Origin of the sequence: Terasakiella sp. SH-1 (assembly GCF_004564135.1) — a bacterium.
Taxonomy (GTDB): domain Bacteria; phylum Pseudomonadota; class Alphaproteobacteria; order Rhodospirillales; family Terasakiellaceae; genus Terasakiella.
Window position 1 is genome coordinate 1318607 of sequence record NZ_CP038255.1, and the last position, 16258, is coordinate 1334864.

At 46.9% G+C, this 16258-nt stretch carries 17 protein-coding genes, 1 tRNA gene and 2 pseudogenes; 2 read left to right on the forward strand and 18 right to left on the reverse strand.

Annotation, left to right across the window (positions count from 1 at the left end; translation table 11 throughout):
* Nucleotides 1-2 precede the first annotated feature (2 nt).
* Both E4K71_RS06160 and E4K71_RS06165 read right to left on the reverse strand, forming a co-directional pair.
* Nucleotides 3-3635 carry a hypothetical protein gene (locus E4K71_RS06160; RefSeq protein WP_135077776.1) on the reverse strand — a complete coding sequence of 1211 codons (3633 nt, stop codon included), beginning with the start codon at nucleotides 3633-3635 and terminating at the stop codon, nucleotides 3-5.
* Between the two features lie 69 nt (nucleotides 3636-3704).
* Nucleotides 3705-4094, reverse strand: a complete 390-nt coding sequence (locus E4K71_RS06165) for a hypothetical protein (protein WP_135077778.1) — start codon at nucleotides 4092-4094, stop codon at nucleotides 3705-3707.
* Between the two features lie 128 nt (nucleotides 4095-4222).
* Here E4K71_RS06165 and E4K71_RS06170 point away from each other — a divergent pair.
* Nucleotides 4223-4522: pseudogene (locus tag E4K71_RS06170) on the forward strand (DDE-type integrase/transposase/recombinase); the annotation flags it as partial.
* On the opposite strand, the gene E4K71_RS06175 reads toward E4K71_RS06170, so the two are convergent.
* From E4K71_RS06175 to E4K71_RS06220, 11 genes and pseudogenes are all read right to left on the reverse strand, one after another.
* Nucleotides 4434-5027: a hypothetical protein gene (locus tag E4K71_RS06175; protein ID WP_135077780.1), complete on the reverse strand. Its 594-nt coding sequence runs from the start codon at nucleotides 5025-5027 to the stop codon at nucleotides 4434-4436. The pseudogene E4K71_RS06170 and the gene E4K71_RS06175 overlap by 89 nt on opposite strands.
* An 844-nt stretch (nucleotides 5028-5871) precedes the next feature.
* Nucleotides 5872-7095, reverse strand: a complete 1224-nt coding sequence (locus E4K71_RS06180) for a hypothetical protein (protein WP_135077782.1) — start codon at nucleotides 7093-7095, stop codon at nucleotides 5872-5874.
* On the reverse strand, nucleotides 7088-7312 hold the full coding sequence (locus E4K71_RS18170; RefSeq protein WP_167730326.1) for a DUF6538 domain-containing protein: 225 nt from the start codon (nucleotides 7310-7312) through the stop codon (nucleotides 7088-7090). Before E4K71_RS18170 ends, E4K71_RS06180 begins: the two co-directional genes overlap by 8 nt.
* A gap of 88 nt (nucleotides 7313-7400) precedes the next feature.
* Nucleotides 7401-7477, reverse strand: a tRNA-Pro gene (locus tag E4K71_RS06185).
* Between the two features lie 563 nt (nucleotides 7478-8040).
* Nucleotides 8041-8274 (reverse strand): annotated as a pseudogene (locus E4K71_RS18345) (MerR family transcriptional regulator); the annotation flags it as partial.
* A 16-nt stretch (nucleotides 8275-8290) separates the two neighbouring features.
* A complete protein-coding gene (locus E4K71_RS06195) occupies nucleotides 8291-8584 on the reverse strand; it encodes an integration host factor subunit alpha (RefSeq protein ID WP_135077786.1) in 294 nt (97 codons plus the stop codon).
* A gap of 111 nt (nucleotides 8585-8695) precedes the next feature.
* On the reverse strand, nucleotides 8696-9664 hold the full coding sequence (locus E4K71_RS06200; protein WP_135077788.1) for a beta-ketoacyl-ACP synthase III: 969 nt from the start codon (nucleotides 9662-9664) through the stop codon (nucleotides 8696-8698).
* A 17-nt stretch (nucleotides 9665-9681) separates the two neighbouring features.
* Entirely contained in the window at nucleotides 9682-10719 is a 1038-nt protein-coding gene (gene plsX / locus E4K71_RS06205) for a phosphate acyltransferase PlsX (protein WP_135077790.1), read from the reverse strand.
* Nucleotides 10720-10743: 24 nt separating this feature from the next.
* The gene (gene rpmF, locus E4K71_RS06210) at nucleotides 10744-10926 is read right to left on the reverse strand and encodes a 50S ribosomal protein L32 (RefSeq protein ID WP_135077792.1); all 183 of its coding nucleotides are present in this window, start codon (nucleotides 10924-10926) and stop codon (nucleotides 10744-10746) included.
* 90 nt (nucleotides 10927-11016) lie between these two features.
* The gene (locus E4K71_RS06215; protein ID WP_135077794.1) at nucleotides 11017-11559 is read right to left on the reverse strand and encodes a DUF177 domain-containing protein; all 543 of its coding nucleotides are present in this window, start codon (nucleotides 11557-11559) and stop codon (nucleotides 11017-11019) included.
* Nucleotides 11556-12116 (reverse strand): ubiquinol-cytochrome C chaperone family protein, encoded by a 561-nt coding sequence (locus E4K71_RS06220; protein WP_240796879.1) that lies wholly within the window; start codon nucleotides 12114-12116, stop codon nucleotides 11556-11558. Before E4K71_RS06220 ends, E4K71_RS06215 begins: the two co-directional genes overlap by 4 nt.
* 101 nt (nucleotides 12117-12217) lie before the next feature.
* On the opposite strand from E4K71_RS06220, the gene bamE reads away from it, so the two are divergent.
* Complete coding sequence (gene bamE / locus E4K71_RS06225) at nucleotides 12218-12661, forward strand: outer membrane protein assembly factor BamE (protein ID WP_135077796.1); 444 nt, start codon at nucleotides 12218-12220, stop codon at nucleotides 12659-12661.
* 17 nt (nucleotides 12662-12678) lie between these two features.
* Here the strand turns inward: bamE and E4K71_RS06230 are convergent, their stop codons facing one another.
* The 5 genes from E4K71_RS06230 to ribB form a co-directional block, all read right to left on the reverse strand.
* Entirely contained in the window at nucleotides 12679-13140 is a 462-nt protein-coding gene (locus E4K71_RS06230; RefSeq protein ID WP_135077797.1) for a hypothetical protein, read from the reverse strand.
* 69 nt (nucleotides 13141-13209) lie between these two features.
* Nucleotides 13210-14160 carry a thiamine-phosphate kinase gene (gene thiL / locus E4K71_RS06235; protein ID WP_135077799.1) on the reverse strand — a complete coding sequence of 317 codons (951 nt, stop codon included), beginning with the start codon at nucleotides 14158-14160 and terminating at the stop codon, nucleotides 13210-13212.
* Between the two features lie 6 nt (nucleotides 14161-14166).
* Nucleotides 14167-14655: a transcription antitermination factor NusB gene (gene nusB / locus E4K71_RS06240; protein ID WP_167730328.1), complete on the reverse strand. Its 489-nt coding sequence runs from the start codon at nucleotides 14653-14655 to the stop codon at nucleotides 14167-14169.
* Nucleotides 14656-14671: 16 nt separating this feature from the next.
* On the reverse strand, nucleotides 14672-15133 hold the full coding sequence (locus tag E4K71_RS06245; RefSeq protein ID WP_135077803.1) for a 6,7-dimethyl-8-ribityllumazine synthase: 462 nt from the start codon (nucleotides 15131-15133) through the stop codon (nucleotides 14672-14674).
* Between the two features lie 2 nt (nucleotides 15134-15135).
* Nucleotides 15136-16257, reverse strand: coding sequence for a 3,4-dihydroxy-2-butanone-4-phosphate synthase (gene ribB / locus E4K71_RS06250; protein ID WP_135077805.1), 1122 nt, complete (start codon nucleotides 16255-16257; stop codon nucleotides 15136-15138).
* Nucleotide 16258 lies beyond the last annotated feature (1 nt).

Here is a 16258-nt window from a genome sequence, read left to right on the forward strand (position 1 = left end):
GACTAAATGACAGATTCCTGTTCATATTGTTTATCATCATCCTGATTTTCGTCAGTGCTGTTATGAGCAACATCTTCATGCTCCTCATATGTAGCGCCCTGATTGTCTGCCTGATTTCCAGCATCATCCAGAACATTGGCTTTGTCAGACATGTCCGTATCCATGTTCTCCTGATCGCCATTTTCTTCATTTTGGGCCAGAACATCATGATCATCCTGTTCTTGGGATGTATCCTCTTCCTGTTTAATACCCAAGTCATCAGAATTATCATTTGCGGCCCATTCTGTGGGCGCTTCATTGCCTTCTTCATCATCGAAGAAATCATTTTGGCTCAAATAAGTCGGCATTTCCAAACCGTTTTCCCAAGCAAAAGATGGTTCTTCAGGGAATGGAATGTCAATGTCATCTTCCAAACTTGCAGGCGGTGCAGGCAATTCAAATGAATCTGGGAATTCAAATCCGGTTTTCGTTGTCAAAGCCTCATCGAATGTGATGGACATGGAGCCATCTTCATTCATGCTAAATCCAGCTTCGTCAATATCCTGCACATTGGTTGTCGTGCCATACTCATTGTGTTCCCAAATCTCCACATGAGGTTCTTCCCCATTTGGCAGATTAGCCACACGAATATGTCCGCCGTGCTCGATATAGGTATCAACCCCATAAGAGCCATCCTGCATCTGCCAGGTAATTGTGTCACCTTCTTCTGCCGGGTAACTGCTGTAATGACTTTCACGGCCATCACCGCTTACAAAGCTTGCAGATCCATCTGCAAATTTCGTAAAGCTGGCATCATCTGGGAAGCGTCCCTCCACATCCGGGTAATTATAGACATAGCTTGGCTCATTACCCGTAGCATTCGGATAAAATTCCTGCGTTGCCCCGTTTGGACAATTTGCCGTTTGGTGACCATCTGTATGCCAGGTAAATTCATATCCATCCGGGCGACTCAGAGTCATGGAGCCATCTTCGTTTGTAACCGTCGTGCCGACCCCTTCTGGGTATTCACCCATGCCATATTCAGATGGGTTTGGATAAATCTCTACACCAAGGTCAACATCATCTAAGTCCCCACCGGTCATGGCAGCGGACAGAATATCACCGACCGAAGCGCCGAAAATACCTTCTTCAGGCAGATCCATGATGTTGGTTTCCAAATTCCAGCTTGTACCATCAGCCTGATAAAGATCAACTAAAGAGCCATCTAGCCTACTTATGCCGTCAAAACCAGCATCTTCGGCGACCCCAAAGGCAAAACCACCTGTTGGTACCTGAAATTCAAATGAACCGTCATCTTTGGCAATGGCAATATCACCATTGAAGTTAGACTGCTGTGCCCCATCGATATTGTAGAAATATCCACCATCGGGTTGGACTGATGCCCAATCGCCACTGTCATCATCACTGTAACGATAAACACCATCATCAGACATGCCCATGGATGTCGCTTCAAAGCCATCTTCCATGGAAGTCGTACGATAGCCACCATCCGGGTCGGATGTGTGGGTTTCTTGGGTGTGTGGATTATAAAGACTGGTTGAGCCATCTTCATAAGTGGTCATTTCAATACCATCGGCATTCACAGCAACCGTCGTGCCTGATGGATATTGAGTTTCTTTAGAACCGTCATCGTAATTAATCACAACGGCAGTATCGGAAATTTCCATACCGTCAATCTCGGAACCTTCTGCATAATCAAGGGAGACGTTACCATATGATGTATCAAGATTGGTTAAGTTATCTGGATCTGGGAACTCATCTTTCCAAGACAAATCAACATTAGAGGCATCCGTTTTAAAACCGCTGCCATCTTCATAGGTAATCGTAACCGTATCACCATCCTGCGTGTAACTTACAGGCAAGCCCATATCAGTACCCACTTGCTCGTCAAGTGCAACACCTGGCTGGTATTCAACAAACATAGCCCCATCAGGTGACATGGTTACGTTGGAAACATCGCTGCCCTCTTCGTAACTTGCAATCAGGTTGCCATCCCAATGAGTTTCCAAAGAAGTCACCCCTTCAGGGAACTGTTCAAGGAAGCTTGTGTCAACCGTTTCTGCGGGGGCTTTAAAGCCACTGCCGTCTGGGTACTGCACTGTAATCATGCCGTCTTCGATGCTGAATTCAGCAGGCATGGCATCACCACCCAAGACCATATCAGGGCCAGGAACGAAGTCTTCGCTATATTCGGTAAACTGATGACCATCTGCCGTCGTGGTCATGCTGAGAACATCGCCACCTTCTTCAAAGGTGATTTTTGTCTCACCCGTATAGCTACTGGTAGAAATTTGAGAAACCTCACCTGGCAAGCCTTCCGTCCAGCCCATATCAACGTTGTCAGCAGCCGTGTTGTAGCTTGTACCATCGGCATAGGTGATGATTACATTTTCACCGTTACCATAAGTGAGATAGCCTGTCGGTGCACCCAAGCCTTCACCAAGTGATGCCCCCAGATCGACCTGAATTTCATGTTCGATCACATGGAAGCCACCTTCAGTGCTATATTCAATAGATGTATAAGTAGTGTAACCTTCACCATCTGCATTCACAGTATCAACACGCCCACCATCATATTCGCGCGTATAGCTGCCATCACCGGGGCCTTGCTCCACATAGCCATCAACATGTTCGGTGACGTAAGACCCATCTGTTTGCGTGGTCGTGACGTTCCCATCCACATCTTGAGCCTCAGTGCTACCATCTGTAAATGTGGTTACATAAGAGCCATCGGCCTGTGTAAGAGACACATTGCCATCACTATCACCCGTTTCAACCACACCATCGGGGGTCTCTTGACGATAAGAACCGTCTTCTTCCGTGATCCGTATAGTCCCCTGACCATCGCCTTCTTCAATGCGACCATCGGCATATTCTGTCTTATAGCTGCCGTTCTCCTGCGTAACTGTTACGTTACCATCAGCATCACCTGTACGAACAGAACCATCATTTTGATTATGGGTAAAGGCCCCTGTTGAATCACCTCTTTCCGTTGAACCATCGGCATGTTCAAACGTGTAATCGCCATTTGCATCAACAGATTTCACAGCCCCATCCGGCATGGTTTGGGTATAAGAACCATCTTCCTGAGTAACCTGAACAGTGCCGTCTGCCAATGTGGTTTGTACGGAGCCGTCTTCCAGAACAATCTCATCTGTAACTTCAGGCTCAGGCGGTTCTTGATCCATGGCTTGAATATCAACATTCTGACTGGCTTGCAGATAGTCCATGGCATCGCTATCACCGGATGCAAGTGTGAGCGGCGGTTCTGCATTGCTCCAAGAAATATTGCCTTCGCTGTCCATGCTGGTATAACCGCCCTGACCGTCATAAAGCGTCATGCTGCCATCCGCATTGCTCCAGAAACCAGAGCCATCATCATTATAAACACTCATGGACCCATCAGCACGCATATACATGCTGGAACCATCCTCAAAACGATGGCTTTCAGAACCATCGGCACTACGAGAATGGTATTCATTGCCTTTAGATACACTGACATAGCCGTCATAGGTGAAGACTGTCGTGCCATCGGCGTAACTTACGTAAAAGAAATCACTATCAGCGCTGTTGTCACCAAAGCTCCAAGATGCGTTATCTAAGTTGACTGGAAAAGATGGAAAAGAGAAAGCCATTTATCATGCTCCCAAAAAATATTGTTGCCCTCTAAAAGGACGGAATTTGATGCTTAAAAGTGTGGATAGTTATGCGCTTGCTTTTTTAACCGGGATTTCATCGCCCTTAAGGGAGGCGAGCATATGTTCCGCAACAGCCATTCGCTGACTAGCGTTTGTAAGTTGGTCCTGTAACGCTAACATTGATTGCTTGGCTTCATCATATTCCTGCTGGGCTTTTAAAGTGATCTCATCCACTTCTTTTTGGCGCGCCTGGCGCTTTCTCAATTCTTCTAAAGCATGCTCCTGAACAGTAAGGTGTTCCTGCATACCTTCTTCAAAACGCGCCCGTCGGCGCTTGGCTTCCTCCGCAATTTTTTGCGGATCGGAATTGGTTGTCGAATTGCTCTTTGTATGTGCTGCTTGAACAGCCTTCTGCATTACATCGAGCTGAGATTTAATTCTTTCATTCAAAGCCATATTTTCTACTCCTAAGTGAACTCCACATTGTATGCACGGTATCAAAAGGAACAAATGATAGCCACTATGCAAAAGAATAATGTTTCTCACGCAATACTATCTTTATAGGCTGAATGGTTACGACAGGCTATTTTATCTCGGAAAGCTCTGTTTATCGGTTACTCAAAAGCCATGACCTGATCACCAGTCCAGCTTACGTGGTCATCAAAGCAGCCAATGAGTTCAGGGATAAGACAACAGCACCAAATCAAATGTGGCAGACAGATTTTACCTACTTCAAGATCATTGGCTGGGGTTGGTATTATCTATCGACAATCCTGGATGACTATTCGCGCTATATCATCGCCTGGAAGCTATGTACGTCAATGAAAGTAGGTGACGTGAAAGATACGCTGGATCTTGCCCTGCAAGCTTCCGGCTATGATCAGGTGTGATTTCCCTTAACTTATAGCGCGACCGCTGCTCTAAGTGTTTGGTCTCTTTTTTGGTTAATCGTGCAACAGAAATAATCTCAAGATTAACGCCACTTGGATGGTTGCACACATTCAAAATGAGGCCTTGGCAGTATTTAGGTAAATCTGCGATCAATCTGCCAAATTGGATGTCGTATTTATGACGGGCAGGACCAAACAACTTTTGTCGGGCCTGTGAAATACTTTCAGCTTTTGTTTTAAGGGCAGCATATGTTTTTCGTGAAGATGCCTGTTTTTGTTGTTGGCGTCTAGCTTCCGCTTCTTGTTTTTCTATGGCTTTAGCATGCTGTTTTTTTGCGGCCTGTTTTTTAGCCATATTGGCCTTAGCTTCGTTTAGAAGTTGTTCTAAGTTTTGGGCAGAAGTTGTTATTCCCTGCGGTTTTTTTGAATAAAGTGTATTTTCAAGGCCACTGGCTGCAAACTCAATTCTATGCCGAAGACCTGAGGGTGTCATAGACATAAAGTCAGGGGTCTTCCAGCGTAATGTGCGATACTCCTCTAAAACCTTTTCTGCGTAGGCATTACCGTTTTGATTTAGCAGGCCTGCTGGTTTGCCATCCTTCTGTTTGGTTATCGTGTTGATGCCCTCGCATCAGAAGCATAGCAAAAATGGCCTGAAAGCCTATAAGCTAAAAGGCACACAATCTCAGTGTGATTGGTTCAAGGCAACGTTTGCTAATCAGGATGGCTAGATAAATTTCGCCATTAATTCATCATCACGTATGCAAAGAGTACAAATGCCGCAATAGCAATGAGGTTGAGAAGCCGAGTCTTGTTTGGCGTTTGACTAATGTCAGCTTTACAAAACGGGCATGTGTTTGCTTGAAACTCAGCTGGCTTCCCGCACTCAGAACAGATGAACTTTGTGTATGATTTTGTTTTTGGGACACGCTGTTTATATGCCATGATGGTTTTGAACCTTATTTCAAGGCTTACCGGATTGCCAAGAAAATCAATTATTCCTGAGAAACGTGGTTTGCTTAACCTCAACCGGGCAGCCTACAGTTTTATACACTATTTAGATTCGTATGGAATGTATGGCTGTTTGGTTCGTTGAATTTTTCAATATAGCATTGATTTTTTGTGGTACCTATGTGGTACCTAGAAGAAAACAAGGGCTTAGCTAAAATTAGCTAAGCCCTTGTTTTATATGGTCGGGACAGCGGGACTACAACCAAAATCCAAAAAGAAGCTTTAATTCAATAGCTTATCCACCTTCGATGTAAGTATGGAAGGGGTGTAATTCATACGTACACTTACATCGGTCAGAAAGCAAGCCCTTTCCCCTACCCTCAAAATGGTCGTTACTTGTTGCTGCAGATCACATCAAGATCAATCCCAATGGTCTGCTTCAAATAAGAAGAGGCAGAGCCGAGAACTGCTGCTTGATCTCTTGTAAGCTTCTTCTTCGAGATTCCCGGCTGTACAACAGAAATCCCAATACGGACTTCCTTGAAGCGAGAGCTTCTTTCAATCCCGATCAGCCTAGTTCCGTTTCCATGAAGGTAACTGTCTCGTCCAGTTTTATGTCGTCCGTTTCTTGTCACCATATGGGAAATCAACTTTTTAAATTGACCAGACCACCTTGCTGACCTCACAGCTTGAGAAGAGACTTCGACAGTGTCACCAACTCGTTCTCCACCTTCCTTGCCACCAGAGTACTTGCAATGAAGCAAACGCAATTGAATGCAATCGTCTTCTTCCTTTATGCAAATCAAATCAGCTGCTTCATTCGCACCGTCATCATCAAACACAATCTCGTACCCACCAGCAATGTACTGTTGTGCCGTATGCCATTGAACTGAGTCTTTTCGTTCAACGCCCTTTTTCCAGATAGACTCTTTCTTCACGTCAACACCTGCCCAATTCCATTCTTCTAGACGTTCCGGCTGAATGTCTTCAATCTCTGAACTTTCTGTCTTTAGAAGGATATTTCCATCTAATTCTGATAGATCAAGGAATCTCACAAGTGGTGGATAGTCTTTAAAGAACTCGTCTACCCGTCTTTCTGTGTTGCCTATAGTTACCTTGAGTTCCTTCCCTGAGAACTGCGTCAGGGTGTAACCATCTTCCCCTTTTGCGGTTAGTCTGAACTTTCCAAGGGCGTTATCGTGTTCATCTTCATAGATAGCGAACTCAATGGTAGCCGCACTATGATCGACAGATAAGCATCTCAGATCAACTGAGAACCAATCAAACTCATTTTCCCCAACTGATAAGATAATCCTCTCTTCTGATGTCCGAAGTAGCTCAGAAGGCCATTCAATATTCAACACGCCAATGTCAGGCAAGACATCAACATATTCTGGTATCATTACGTTCTTGATTATTTGGCTGGTATCAATCGTATCATCGATCAGCTTCTTACCAACGTTTTCGGCCCATTTGATGAAATCAGGAAGTGTACCTGCTGCCTTTGACCACACGCGCCCCTTCCTTGAACATCCGATGGTCATTTGACTTCCTTGTTCCCAGCCATAGCCATCGATGTTGGATTTCCTAGAACCGACCTTCTCTGTTTCACTCAACGCATCTCTGACCTGCGCCCCTGTGTACATTGCGTACCTCGCGTCCAATAGCCAGAAGGACTTTGTTCTTACGAGAATTGGCGACTTTGAAGTCTTTAGTGTTCAGGCCACGGACAATTTCTCGCTTACCCACAAGTTTACGGAATTCTTGGGGGACGTAAAAGACTACAGCCCAGCCACCGCCGGGTCGTTGTCTCAAGTTCTTTTTGGTGCTCATTGTATCGCTCATAGATGTAAGTATATACATACATCCCCGATACTTACAAGAAGAGGAAGCCCTTGATTTTAAAGGCTTCCTCTCTCTATGGTCGGGACAGCGGGATTCGAACCCACGACCCCTACACCCCCAGTGTAGTGCGCTACCAGACTGCGCTATGTCCCGTGTATGTGTGGCGGAATATATAGGGGGCTTTTCTTTGTTGCAATGGTTTGTTTTGAAAAAGTCCGTCTTTTTTAAATGATATGGTCGATTTCGCGTTTCATGTCTTTTAGCTCATCCAAAATATCGTTGAGCATATGGCGTTGTGTATCTGTCAGCATACGTTTGACGATGATTTTGGGTTCAGGCTCATCTGGTGAGCGGACGGGTTCCGGTTCCGGCATTTGGGGGAACGGGTGGTCGCTGTTAAAGGTAGGTGAGAAAATTTGTTGTGGCTCAGGCAGAACAAAGGGCCGCTCGGCTTCGGTTGTGAAATCTTCTGGTTCTGCGAGGTCTTCCCTTTTAGAAATTTCTGCATGTATAGAGCCCCTTGGCAAAGGGGAGTCCGGCTCGAGTGGCGTTGAGGTTGGTGCTATATCAAACAGGCTTGCTTGTCCTGCTGGTGCCAATGGCACGTCTTTGATTGGAGGTTCTGGGAATGGAGCCTGAGGGGAGGCTGAGGGCATTTCAGGCGTGGCTGGTTGAACCATGGCTGTGCCTTCATCAATAAATTTGCGCGCCCCGTCTTCACGTAGGAGCTTTTGTACCCCTTTGATGGTGTAGCCTTCATCATGGAGCAAGGTTTGTAGACGGCGCAGTAAAGCCACATCGTCCGGGCGGTAATAGCGCCGCCCCCCTGCCCGCTTGAGTGGTTTGATTTGCGGAAATTTACTTTCCCAAAAACGCAGGACATGCGTTGCCAGGCCAAGCTCTTTGGCCACTTCACTGATGGTGCGAAATGCGTCTTCGGATTTAGTCATTTAAGAAGCTTTTGAATTAGTCTTCGTTAATACGGGCTTTAAGCACCTGAGAGGGGCGGAAAACCAGAACTTTACGTGGCAGAATTGGTACTTCTTCCCCGGTTTTAGGGTTCCGACCAATACGTTGACCTTTGGAACGAACAGAAAAACTGCCAAAGGATGAGATCTTGACGGTTTCGTCTTTGGCAAGTGTATCGGCAATCATATCCAGAACGGATTCAAGCAGGTCAGCCGATTCATTACGAGAAAGACCAACTTCCTGATATACAGCCTCGGTCAGTTGGGCGCGGGTAATGGTTTTTTCATTCATAGGCGCAATCCTCGCAGAAAAGTTGAACAACGACAGACTTTAACGGTACCTGAGCAGGATTAATCCGTCAATATCAAAGGTTTGGTTGTTTTGAATTTCTAAAAGAATAGGCTACCAGCGAACCAGTGCAGAGCCCCATGTCAGCCCACCGCCCATGGCTTCCAAGATGATCAGGTCGCCCCGTTGGATACGCCCATCTCGCACTGCAACGTCCAAAGCCAGGGGGATGGAGGCCGCAGAAGTATTGGCATGTTTGTCGACAGTGATGACAACTTTATTGGCATCAATTTTAAGTTTTTTTGCAGTGCCGTCCAAGATGCGTTTGTTCGCCTGATGAGGGACAATCCAGTCCACGTCATCGGCTGTCAAGTCATTGGCTTGTAAGGCTTCTTTGACGACATCGGCCAAATTAACAACGGCATGGCGGAAGACTTCCTTGCCGGTCATGCGGACATGGCCTGTGGTTTGGGTGCTGGAGGGGCCACCGTCAACCATCAAAATATTTTGATGGCGACCATCGGAATGTAAATGTGTAGACAAAATACCGGCAGATTCGTCTGTAGCCTCTTCGGCACGCAAAATGACAGCGCCGGCACCATCACCAAATAGAACGCACGTGGTACGGTCTTCCCAATCCAGCAGGCGAGTAAAGGTTTCTGCCCCAATGACCAGAGCCGTTTTCCCCTGCCCTGCTTTGAGGAAATTGTCTGCTGTTGCCAAGGCATACATAAAGCCGGAACAGACCGCTTGTACATCCATGGCAAAACCATGTGTCAGGCCCAGTTGAGCTTGCACTTTGGTTGCCGTGGAGGGAAAGGTATTATCCGGTGTTGTGGTGCCCAGTACAATCAGGTCAATTTCCTGGACATCAATGCCTGCATGTTCAATGGCCTTGAGTGCAGCTTTACGGGCAAGATCGGATGTCAATTCATCTGCTGCAGCCATATGGCGTTGCTTGATACCAGAGCGGCTTTGAATCCATTCGTCGCTTGTATCGACTTTTTGGGCCAGTTCATCGTTGCTGACCACATTTTCAGGAAGGTATGATCCACATCCAAGGATTTTCGAACGTAAGGCCATCAGAACCGCCACCAGAGTTAAGAGTCTTCGCCGTTATTGGCATCCATCAGACGTTCAAGGTCTTCTTTGATCAGGTCGTTGAAACCATGACGAACCAAGTCATGGGCAACGCTGACTGCATTGGCAAAGCCAAGAGCGTCTGTTCCGCCATGGCTTTTAACGCATATTCCGTTCAAACCCAAGAACATAGCGCCATTATATCGACGTGGGTCCATTTTTTTCTTGAAATTCATCAAGGCAGGCTTGGCAATCAAGGCACCGAGTTTGCCCAAAAAGCTGCTGGTTAACGCATCTTTTAGGAAATGAACTAAAAGCTGGGCCGTACCTTCTGCGGTTTTCAAGGCGATATTGCCTGTGAAACCATCAGTGACAATGACATCAACGGTCCCTTTGCCAATATCATCACCTTCAACAAAGCCATAGAAATCAATATCTAGTGGCGTATTGCGTAAGATAGTATGGGCCTGTTTGACCGAATCATTGCCCTTTAGGTCTTCTTCCCCAATATTGAGGATACCAACCTTGGGTTTGGGCAGGCCCAGCACATTACGAGCATAGACTTCACCCATAACGGCAAACTGGGTCAGGTTATCGGCATCACATTCCACATTGGCACCCAGGTCAAGCATGACCGAGCCGCCGGTGCGGTGTGGTAAATATGTGGCAATCGCTGGGCGGTCAATACCAGGCAGTGTACGCAAGGCAAATTTTGCCATTGCCATTAAGGCACCTGTGTTGCCCGCAGAGACCACGCCGTGTGCATCGCCATTTTTGACAGCATTGATCGCCAGACGCATGGAAGAGTTCCGCCGGTTGCGCAAGGCAACGGCCGGTTTGTCATCATTGGTGACAACTTCCGTGGTGTGCTGGATCGTGCAGATATCCTTCACAGAAGGATATTTAAGCAACAAAGGCTCCAACTGGCGCTCATCCCCAACAAGCAGGAAATGTACACCAGGGAGCTTTGTTTTGCAGATGCTTAAGCCTTCAACGACCATATCAGGGGCGTCATCACCCCCCATGGCATCAATGGCTAGCGTCATTACGTCTGACAAGGAGATACCCTTTCGAAGCTACGATTAAACAGCTTCGACGTCGGTAACCTCACGGCCATCATAGTGACCGCATTCAGAACAAACGTGGTGAGGACGCTTCAGCTCGCCGCAGTTCGGGCATTCGTTGTACACAGACGCCGTTAGGGAGTCGTGTGCGCGACGCATGTTGCGACGGGATTTGGATACTTTCTTCTTAGGAACAGCCATAATTCTGTACTCTTTAAAACTTTAACTCGAAAACGAGGGAGGCGGTTATTTAAACGAAAGTGTCACATAGAGCAAGCCTTAATGACTGCTTTAGTCACTTTTATTTTTCATTTCAGCTAAAACAGCGAAGGGATTGTTAGATTCAATCTCTTCTTCCGTGATTTCCGGCCCTGCCCCATACTCTGTATAGGCGGTTCCATCTGCACGGGGGTAAAGATCTATTTCTAGACCTAATTCCTCTGCAACAGCGTTGCCGAGGTCTATCACACCATCAATGATGGGATCAAGCTCATCTGTGCTTTCAATGTCGATTTCGACCTCTTTTTCATCATTTTGCCGGGCCAGTGATGAATCATAAAGGCGGGTAAACTCCAGCTCTATCAAGGTTTCAATCGGTTTGAAGGTGACGACACATTCCTGTTCGATCTGACAAGCCCCTGTGAAACGGCATTCAATTTTTTTACCGCTGAGGCGCTGTAACACCGCTTCTACCTTAAGAAATATCATCTCTGTGAGATTGAAACGTTCGCTCAGTGCCTGGCATTCTTCTTGTGTGGCCTTGAGGTGAATCTTCTTTGGGTTCGGGCCAAGTTTATCAACGGCAAAGGGGTGGCTGAAGTCTATATCGCTCATGCGTCATTCTCTTTGCTTGGGGCTGTTATGAAGTCAATTTGACCCTTTAAAAGCTGCTCAATGGCGATCTGGTCCACATGTGCAATTTGATCGCGCAGATATTTTGCCAAAACGTCGAGCGATTCGTCGCTGACAGGTGTCTTTCTATAAAGGTTGCGATCAAGTGCTGACTTAAGCTTCTCATTATTGTCATCAGCTTCTAGACCTTCTTCATAGGCGATGACGCGACCATAGAATGCCTCGGCCATTTTGGGGACACGACGTGCCAGCCCCATGTCACCAACGCCGAGTTCTCGCAAGTTCAGGTCCATATCAGCAAACATAAGATCCCACAGGGATTGGGAAAATTCTTCTGTCGGTTCCCCACCCGTCTTGAGTTTGCGCATCAAGATAAAGGCATGCATCAAGATCATGTCAAAACGCCCCTCGACCGTATCTGCGACTTCATAGTCTGCATAAAAGGCAGGTTGGCGTGCCTGTTGCACCATGGCAGTGTAAAGGGCCTGTACCTCTTCAGAGAAAGCAGGCTTGGTTTTGAAGAATTTGGAAAAAATCACGACCGATAGAACTCCAATAAAACTTGATCCTTGGGTGTTATAAGATATTGTAGGGACTCTAATCAAAGTAAAATCCAAGTTTATACGTAACGGTGTCTCAAATGGTTCGTTCAAAGTCTGTTTTTAGTGTTGGTTTTTTAATGGGGGCTGCACTGTTTGTCAGTGCCTGTACATCCCAATATGCAACACGGGGAAATTTACCCAATGAAGAACGAATGGCCGAAGTCATTCCCGGTGAGGTTCACGCTCGTGATGTGGCTGAAATCCTTGGCACACCATCGACCTTTTCTACATTTGGGGGCGAATCCTGGTACTATATCAGTGAACGTGTGGAATATTATGCGTTCCTGGAGCCAAAAATCCTTGATCGAAAAGTTATACAGATCAAATTTGCCAAGGATGGCCTGGTGAAATGGGTGAATAAAGCGGACAACCAGCAAGTTCGCCGTATTCAGTTTGTTGAACGCACAACCCCGACAGCCGGGAATGAAATCACTTTCTTTGAACAGATTTTCGGGAATCTGGGTCGCTTTAATAAGAAATAAGCTTTGTACAGGCGGTTTTATTTATTATCGGCAACCGATTGAATCAGTACGTCTTTAACATGGGTGGCATCTTCACCCAGTACTTTTTTTGTCACCCGTTTTAAGCGCTTTTTCAAGGCGTTGATATCCAGCGTTTCCTTATTGCGCAGAAGGCGGGGCATAAAGACGTAAAGGTCGCGCAAGTAAGCATCTTCCAGACGGATCATCTGGGCGGAAATCAGCTCTTCCTGACCCATGGCGATTTCCAGTTCAAACTGTACCTTAATGCTGCCTGCTACACGTTCGCCTTGAAACATGGGGATTGTGAAGGGTTTGATCTTGAGATTGGTTGTTGTAATTTCTTTTTCCAGTTCAAGCTCTTCATCTGTTTTGACAATTTCTTTTTCTTCAAACGGGCCAAGTTTGAGGAAAAACAAAGTGCCAACAGCAGCACCTGCCATCACCAATAGCAAAACGACAAAAAGAAGAACTTTTTTCATTACTTAACCTATACCCTCATCAATGGAGTTATTATTGACAGCCTTGCAGGTGATTGCAAGGATCACGGCTTAAAAATGTCGATAGCCATGAGGGTAATCGGTATAAAGCTGGCCGTCCTCTTGGAGGATACGTATCTCTGGAGACTCTGTAATTCTGCCGATTATACTGATTTTCGTGGCCGTTTGTTCTGCGATATCAGTCAGTTGTTCAGCCTTGTCCGGGGCAATGCTAAAGAGCAGTTCATAGTCATCTCCTCCGTTTAAAACTTGCCCGAAAAACGAAGAATCCTCTGCAATGGCATGTTGGGCAGCGTCTGAAAGCGGGATGGCTTTTTGTTCAATCTCCATGCCCACCTGCATGTGTCTCATGTCTGTAATCAGCCCATCTGAGATATCCAGACAGCTACGGGCAACACTAACAAGTGCTTGACCAAGGGCGGTGCGGGCATTTGGGACTTGATAGCGAAAGGCCAGCCAACCGCTTTCATCCTTGATCTTATTTTGCATGGCAAGCAGGCCCAAGGCGGCGTCGCCAATGGTCCCGCTAACACAGACCAAATCCCCTACCCGTGCACCAAGTCTTTGCAGGGCTTTGCCTTTGGTGACTGTGCCATAGGCCGTCAGGCTAAAACATAGTGGGCCGGGTGTACGGGTCGTGTCTCCACCCAACAGGCTTATGTTAAAACGTTTTTGTGTCTCGTGTAGACCGTGGGCAAAACGTTTGATCCAGTCACTGGTGATATCTGCGGGGTAAGAGGCATTCAGGGTGTAGTGAGCAGGCTTTGCCCCCATGGCGGCGAGATCAGAGAGATTGACGCCAAGTATTTTTTGGGCAAGCAGTTCAGGTTCATCTGTTTCAAAAAAATGAACACCTGCGATTAAAGTATCGGTGGTGACAACGATTTCCTCGCCTGCATCATGATGAAACACGGCGGCATCATTTTTTAACGCAAAAGCTCCTTCAGCCTTTTCAGCTAAAGGAGCCATGATTTGTGCAATTTGTTCGAACTCACCAAGCACGGGAGTTTATGCCTTGGACAGTTCGTCAGCGCGAAGTGTTTTCGCAACGCGGTCCAGTACACCGTTGACAAAGCCCGGTTCCGGCCCTTCAAAGAAGGCGTGGGCAACATCAACATACTGGGTGATAACCACACGTGCAGGCACGTCTTGACGAATATAAAGTTCGTAAATACCACTCATCAAAATGATGCGAACGATATCTTCCAGACGGTTTGTAGACCATTCCTGTGACAAGGAGCCTGACAGAATTTCTTCCAGCTCGTCACGGCGTTTGGCAACACCACGCAGCAGATCGGCAAACAGTTGCTTATCCGGTTTTGCCAGCGGGCTGCTGCCACGATCTTCATCGCCTTCTTCTTGTGGCGTATCCCAGCGGGTTTGTTGAAATTCAACAAGTACGTCATCTACGTTGCTGTCTGAAATTTCAACTTCGTATAAGGCTTGAACCGCAGCAAGGCGTGCAGAGCTGCGTTTCACCGATTTGTTTTTTTTCACTTTATCGTTCATGGTCTTATCTGGGCAGCAGGTGAAGGTCTTTTTTCAGTTCAATCATTTGCAAACAGGCACGCGCAGCTTTACCGCCGACGTCTTTTTGCTCACGATCAGCACGCACAAGGGCTTGGTCACGGTTTTCGCAAGTGATCATGCCAAAACCATGGGCGAGATTGTGTTTCACGCTCAAATCCATCAAGGCACGCGATGTTTCGTCCACAACAACATCATAGTGCGTTGTTTCACCGCGGATCACGCAGCCCAAGCTGATGAAACCGGCATAACGAGAACCTGCAGCTCCAATTTCCATGGCACGAATGGCATAAGAAAAGGCAGAAGGCAGTTCAAACACACCGGGAACCTGATAGCGTTTCAGCTCATAGCCTTTACCTTCAAATTCTTTTTCAACCGATGCATAGAGCTGATCGGCAATGTCATCGTAGAAACGGGCCTCAGCCACAAAAATACGAGGTTTATCCATTTTTAGTCCTCCATTGCCGGAATTGGCTTTTGGTCAACAATCGAAAGGCCATAGCCTTCCAGACCGATAATATTTTTCTTTTCAGAATTACTAAGCAGGATCATATCGCTAATGCCAAGATCCAGCAAGATTTGTGCACCCGTGCCATAATCACGTAGCTGCCCAGACGGCTTTTTACCTGTAGCATGGGCTTCTACACGTTCTGACAGGCTGGAACGTTGTGGTTCGCGCAAAAGAACAATGACACCACGCCCAACATCAGAAATATGGCGCATGGCATTATGAAGTTCCTGTGCCTTCCCTGCCCCATGATCGCCCAGAACATCATCTAGAACGTTCAGCGCATGCATGCGTACCAGAACAGGCTCATCGGTTGTGATATCACCTTTAACCAAGGCCACATGTTCGGCATATTCCACATTGTTGGTGTAAACACACATATCAAACTCACCGCCATAGATGCTGTTGAGTTTGGTTTCTGTTTTCTTTTCTACAATGCGATCATGCTTGCGACGGTACGCAATCAAATCAGCAATTGTTGCAATTTTCAGGTCAAGGCGTTTGGCATATTCGACCAAATCCGGCATGCGTGCCATGGTGCCGTCATCGTTCATGATCTCACAGATCACGCCGGAGGCATCAAGGCCAGCCAAGCGGGCCACATCGACGGAAGCTTCTGTATGACCCGCACGCACCAGCACACCGCCATCACGGGCACGCAATGGGAAGACATGGCCCGGTGTGGCAATGTCAGCACGTGTTGCATTGGGTGCAATGGCTGTTTTGATGGTCAGGGCGCGATCAGCGGCAGAAATACCTGTTGTCACCCCTTCGCGTGCTTCAATCGAAATGGTAAAGGCTGTTTCGTGGCGTGACGCATTATGGGTTGTCATCAACGGCAGGCCGAGATGATCAATACGATCGCCTGTCATGGCCAAACAAATCAGGCCACGGCCATGGGTCGCCATGAAGTTAATGGCAGCGGCATCACATGTTTGTGCCGGAATGACCAGATCACCTTCATTTTCACGGTCTTCATCATCGACCAGAATGAACATTTTACCATTTTTTGCATCTTCGATGATTTCTTCGATGCTGGAGAGATATTGGCTATATTCGCTCACT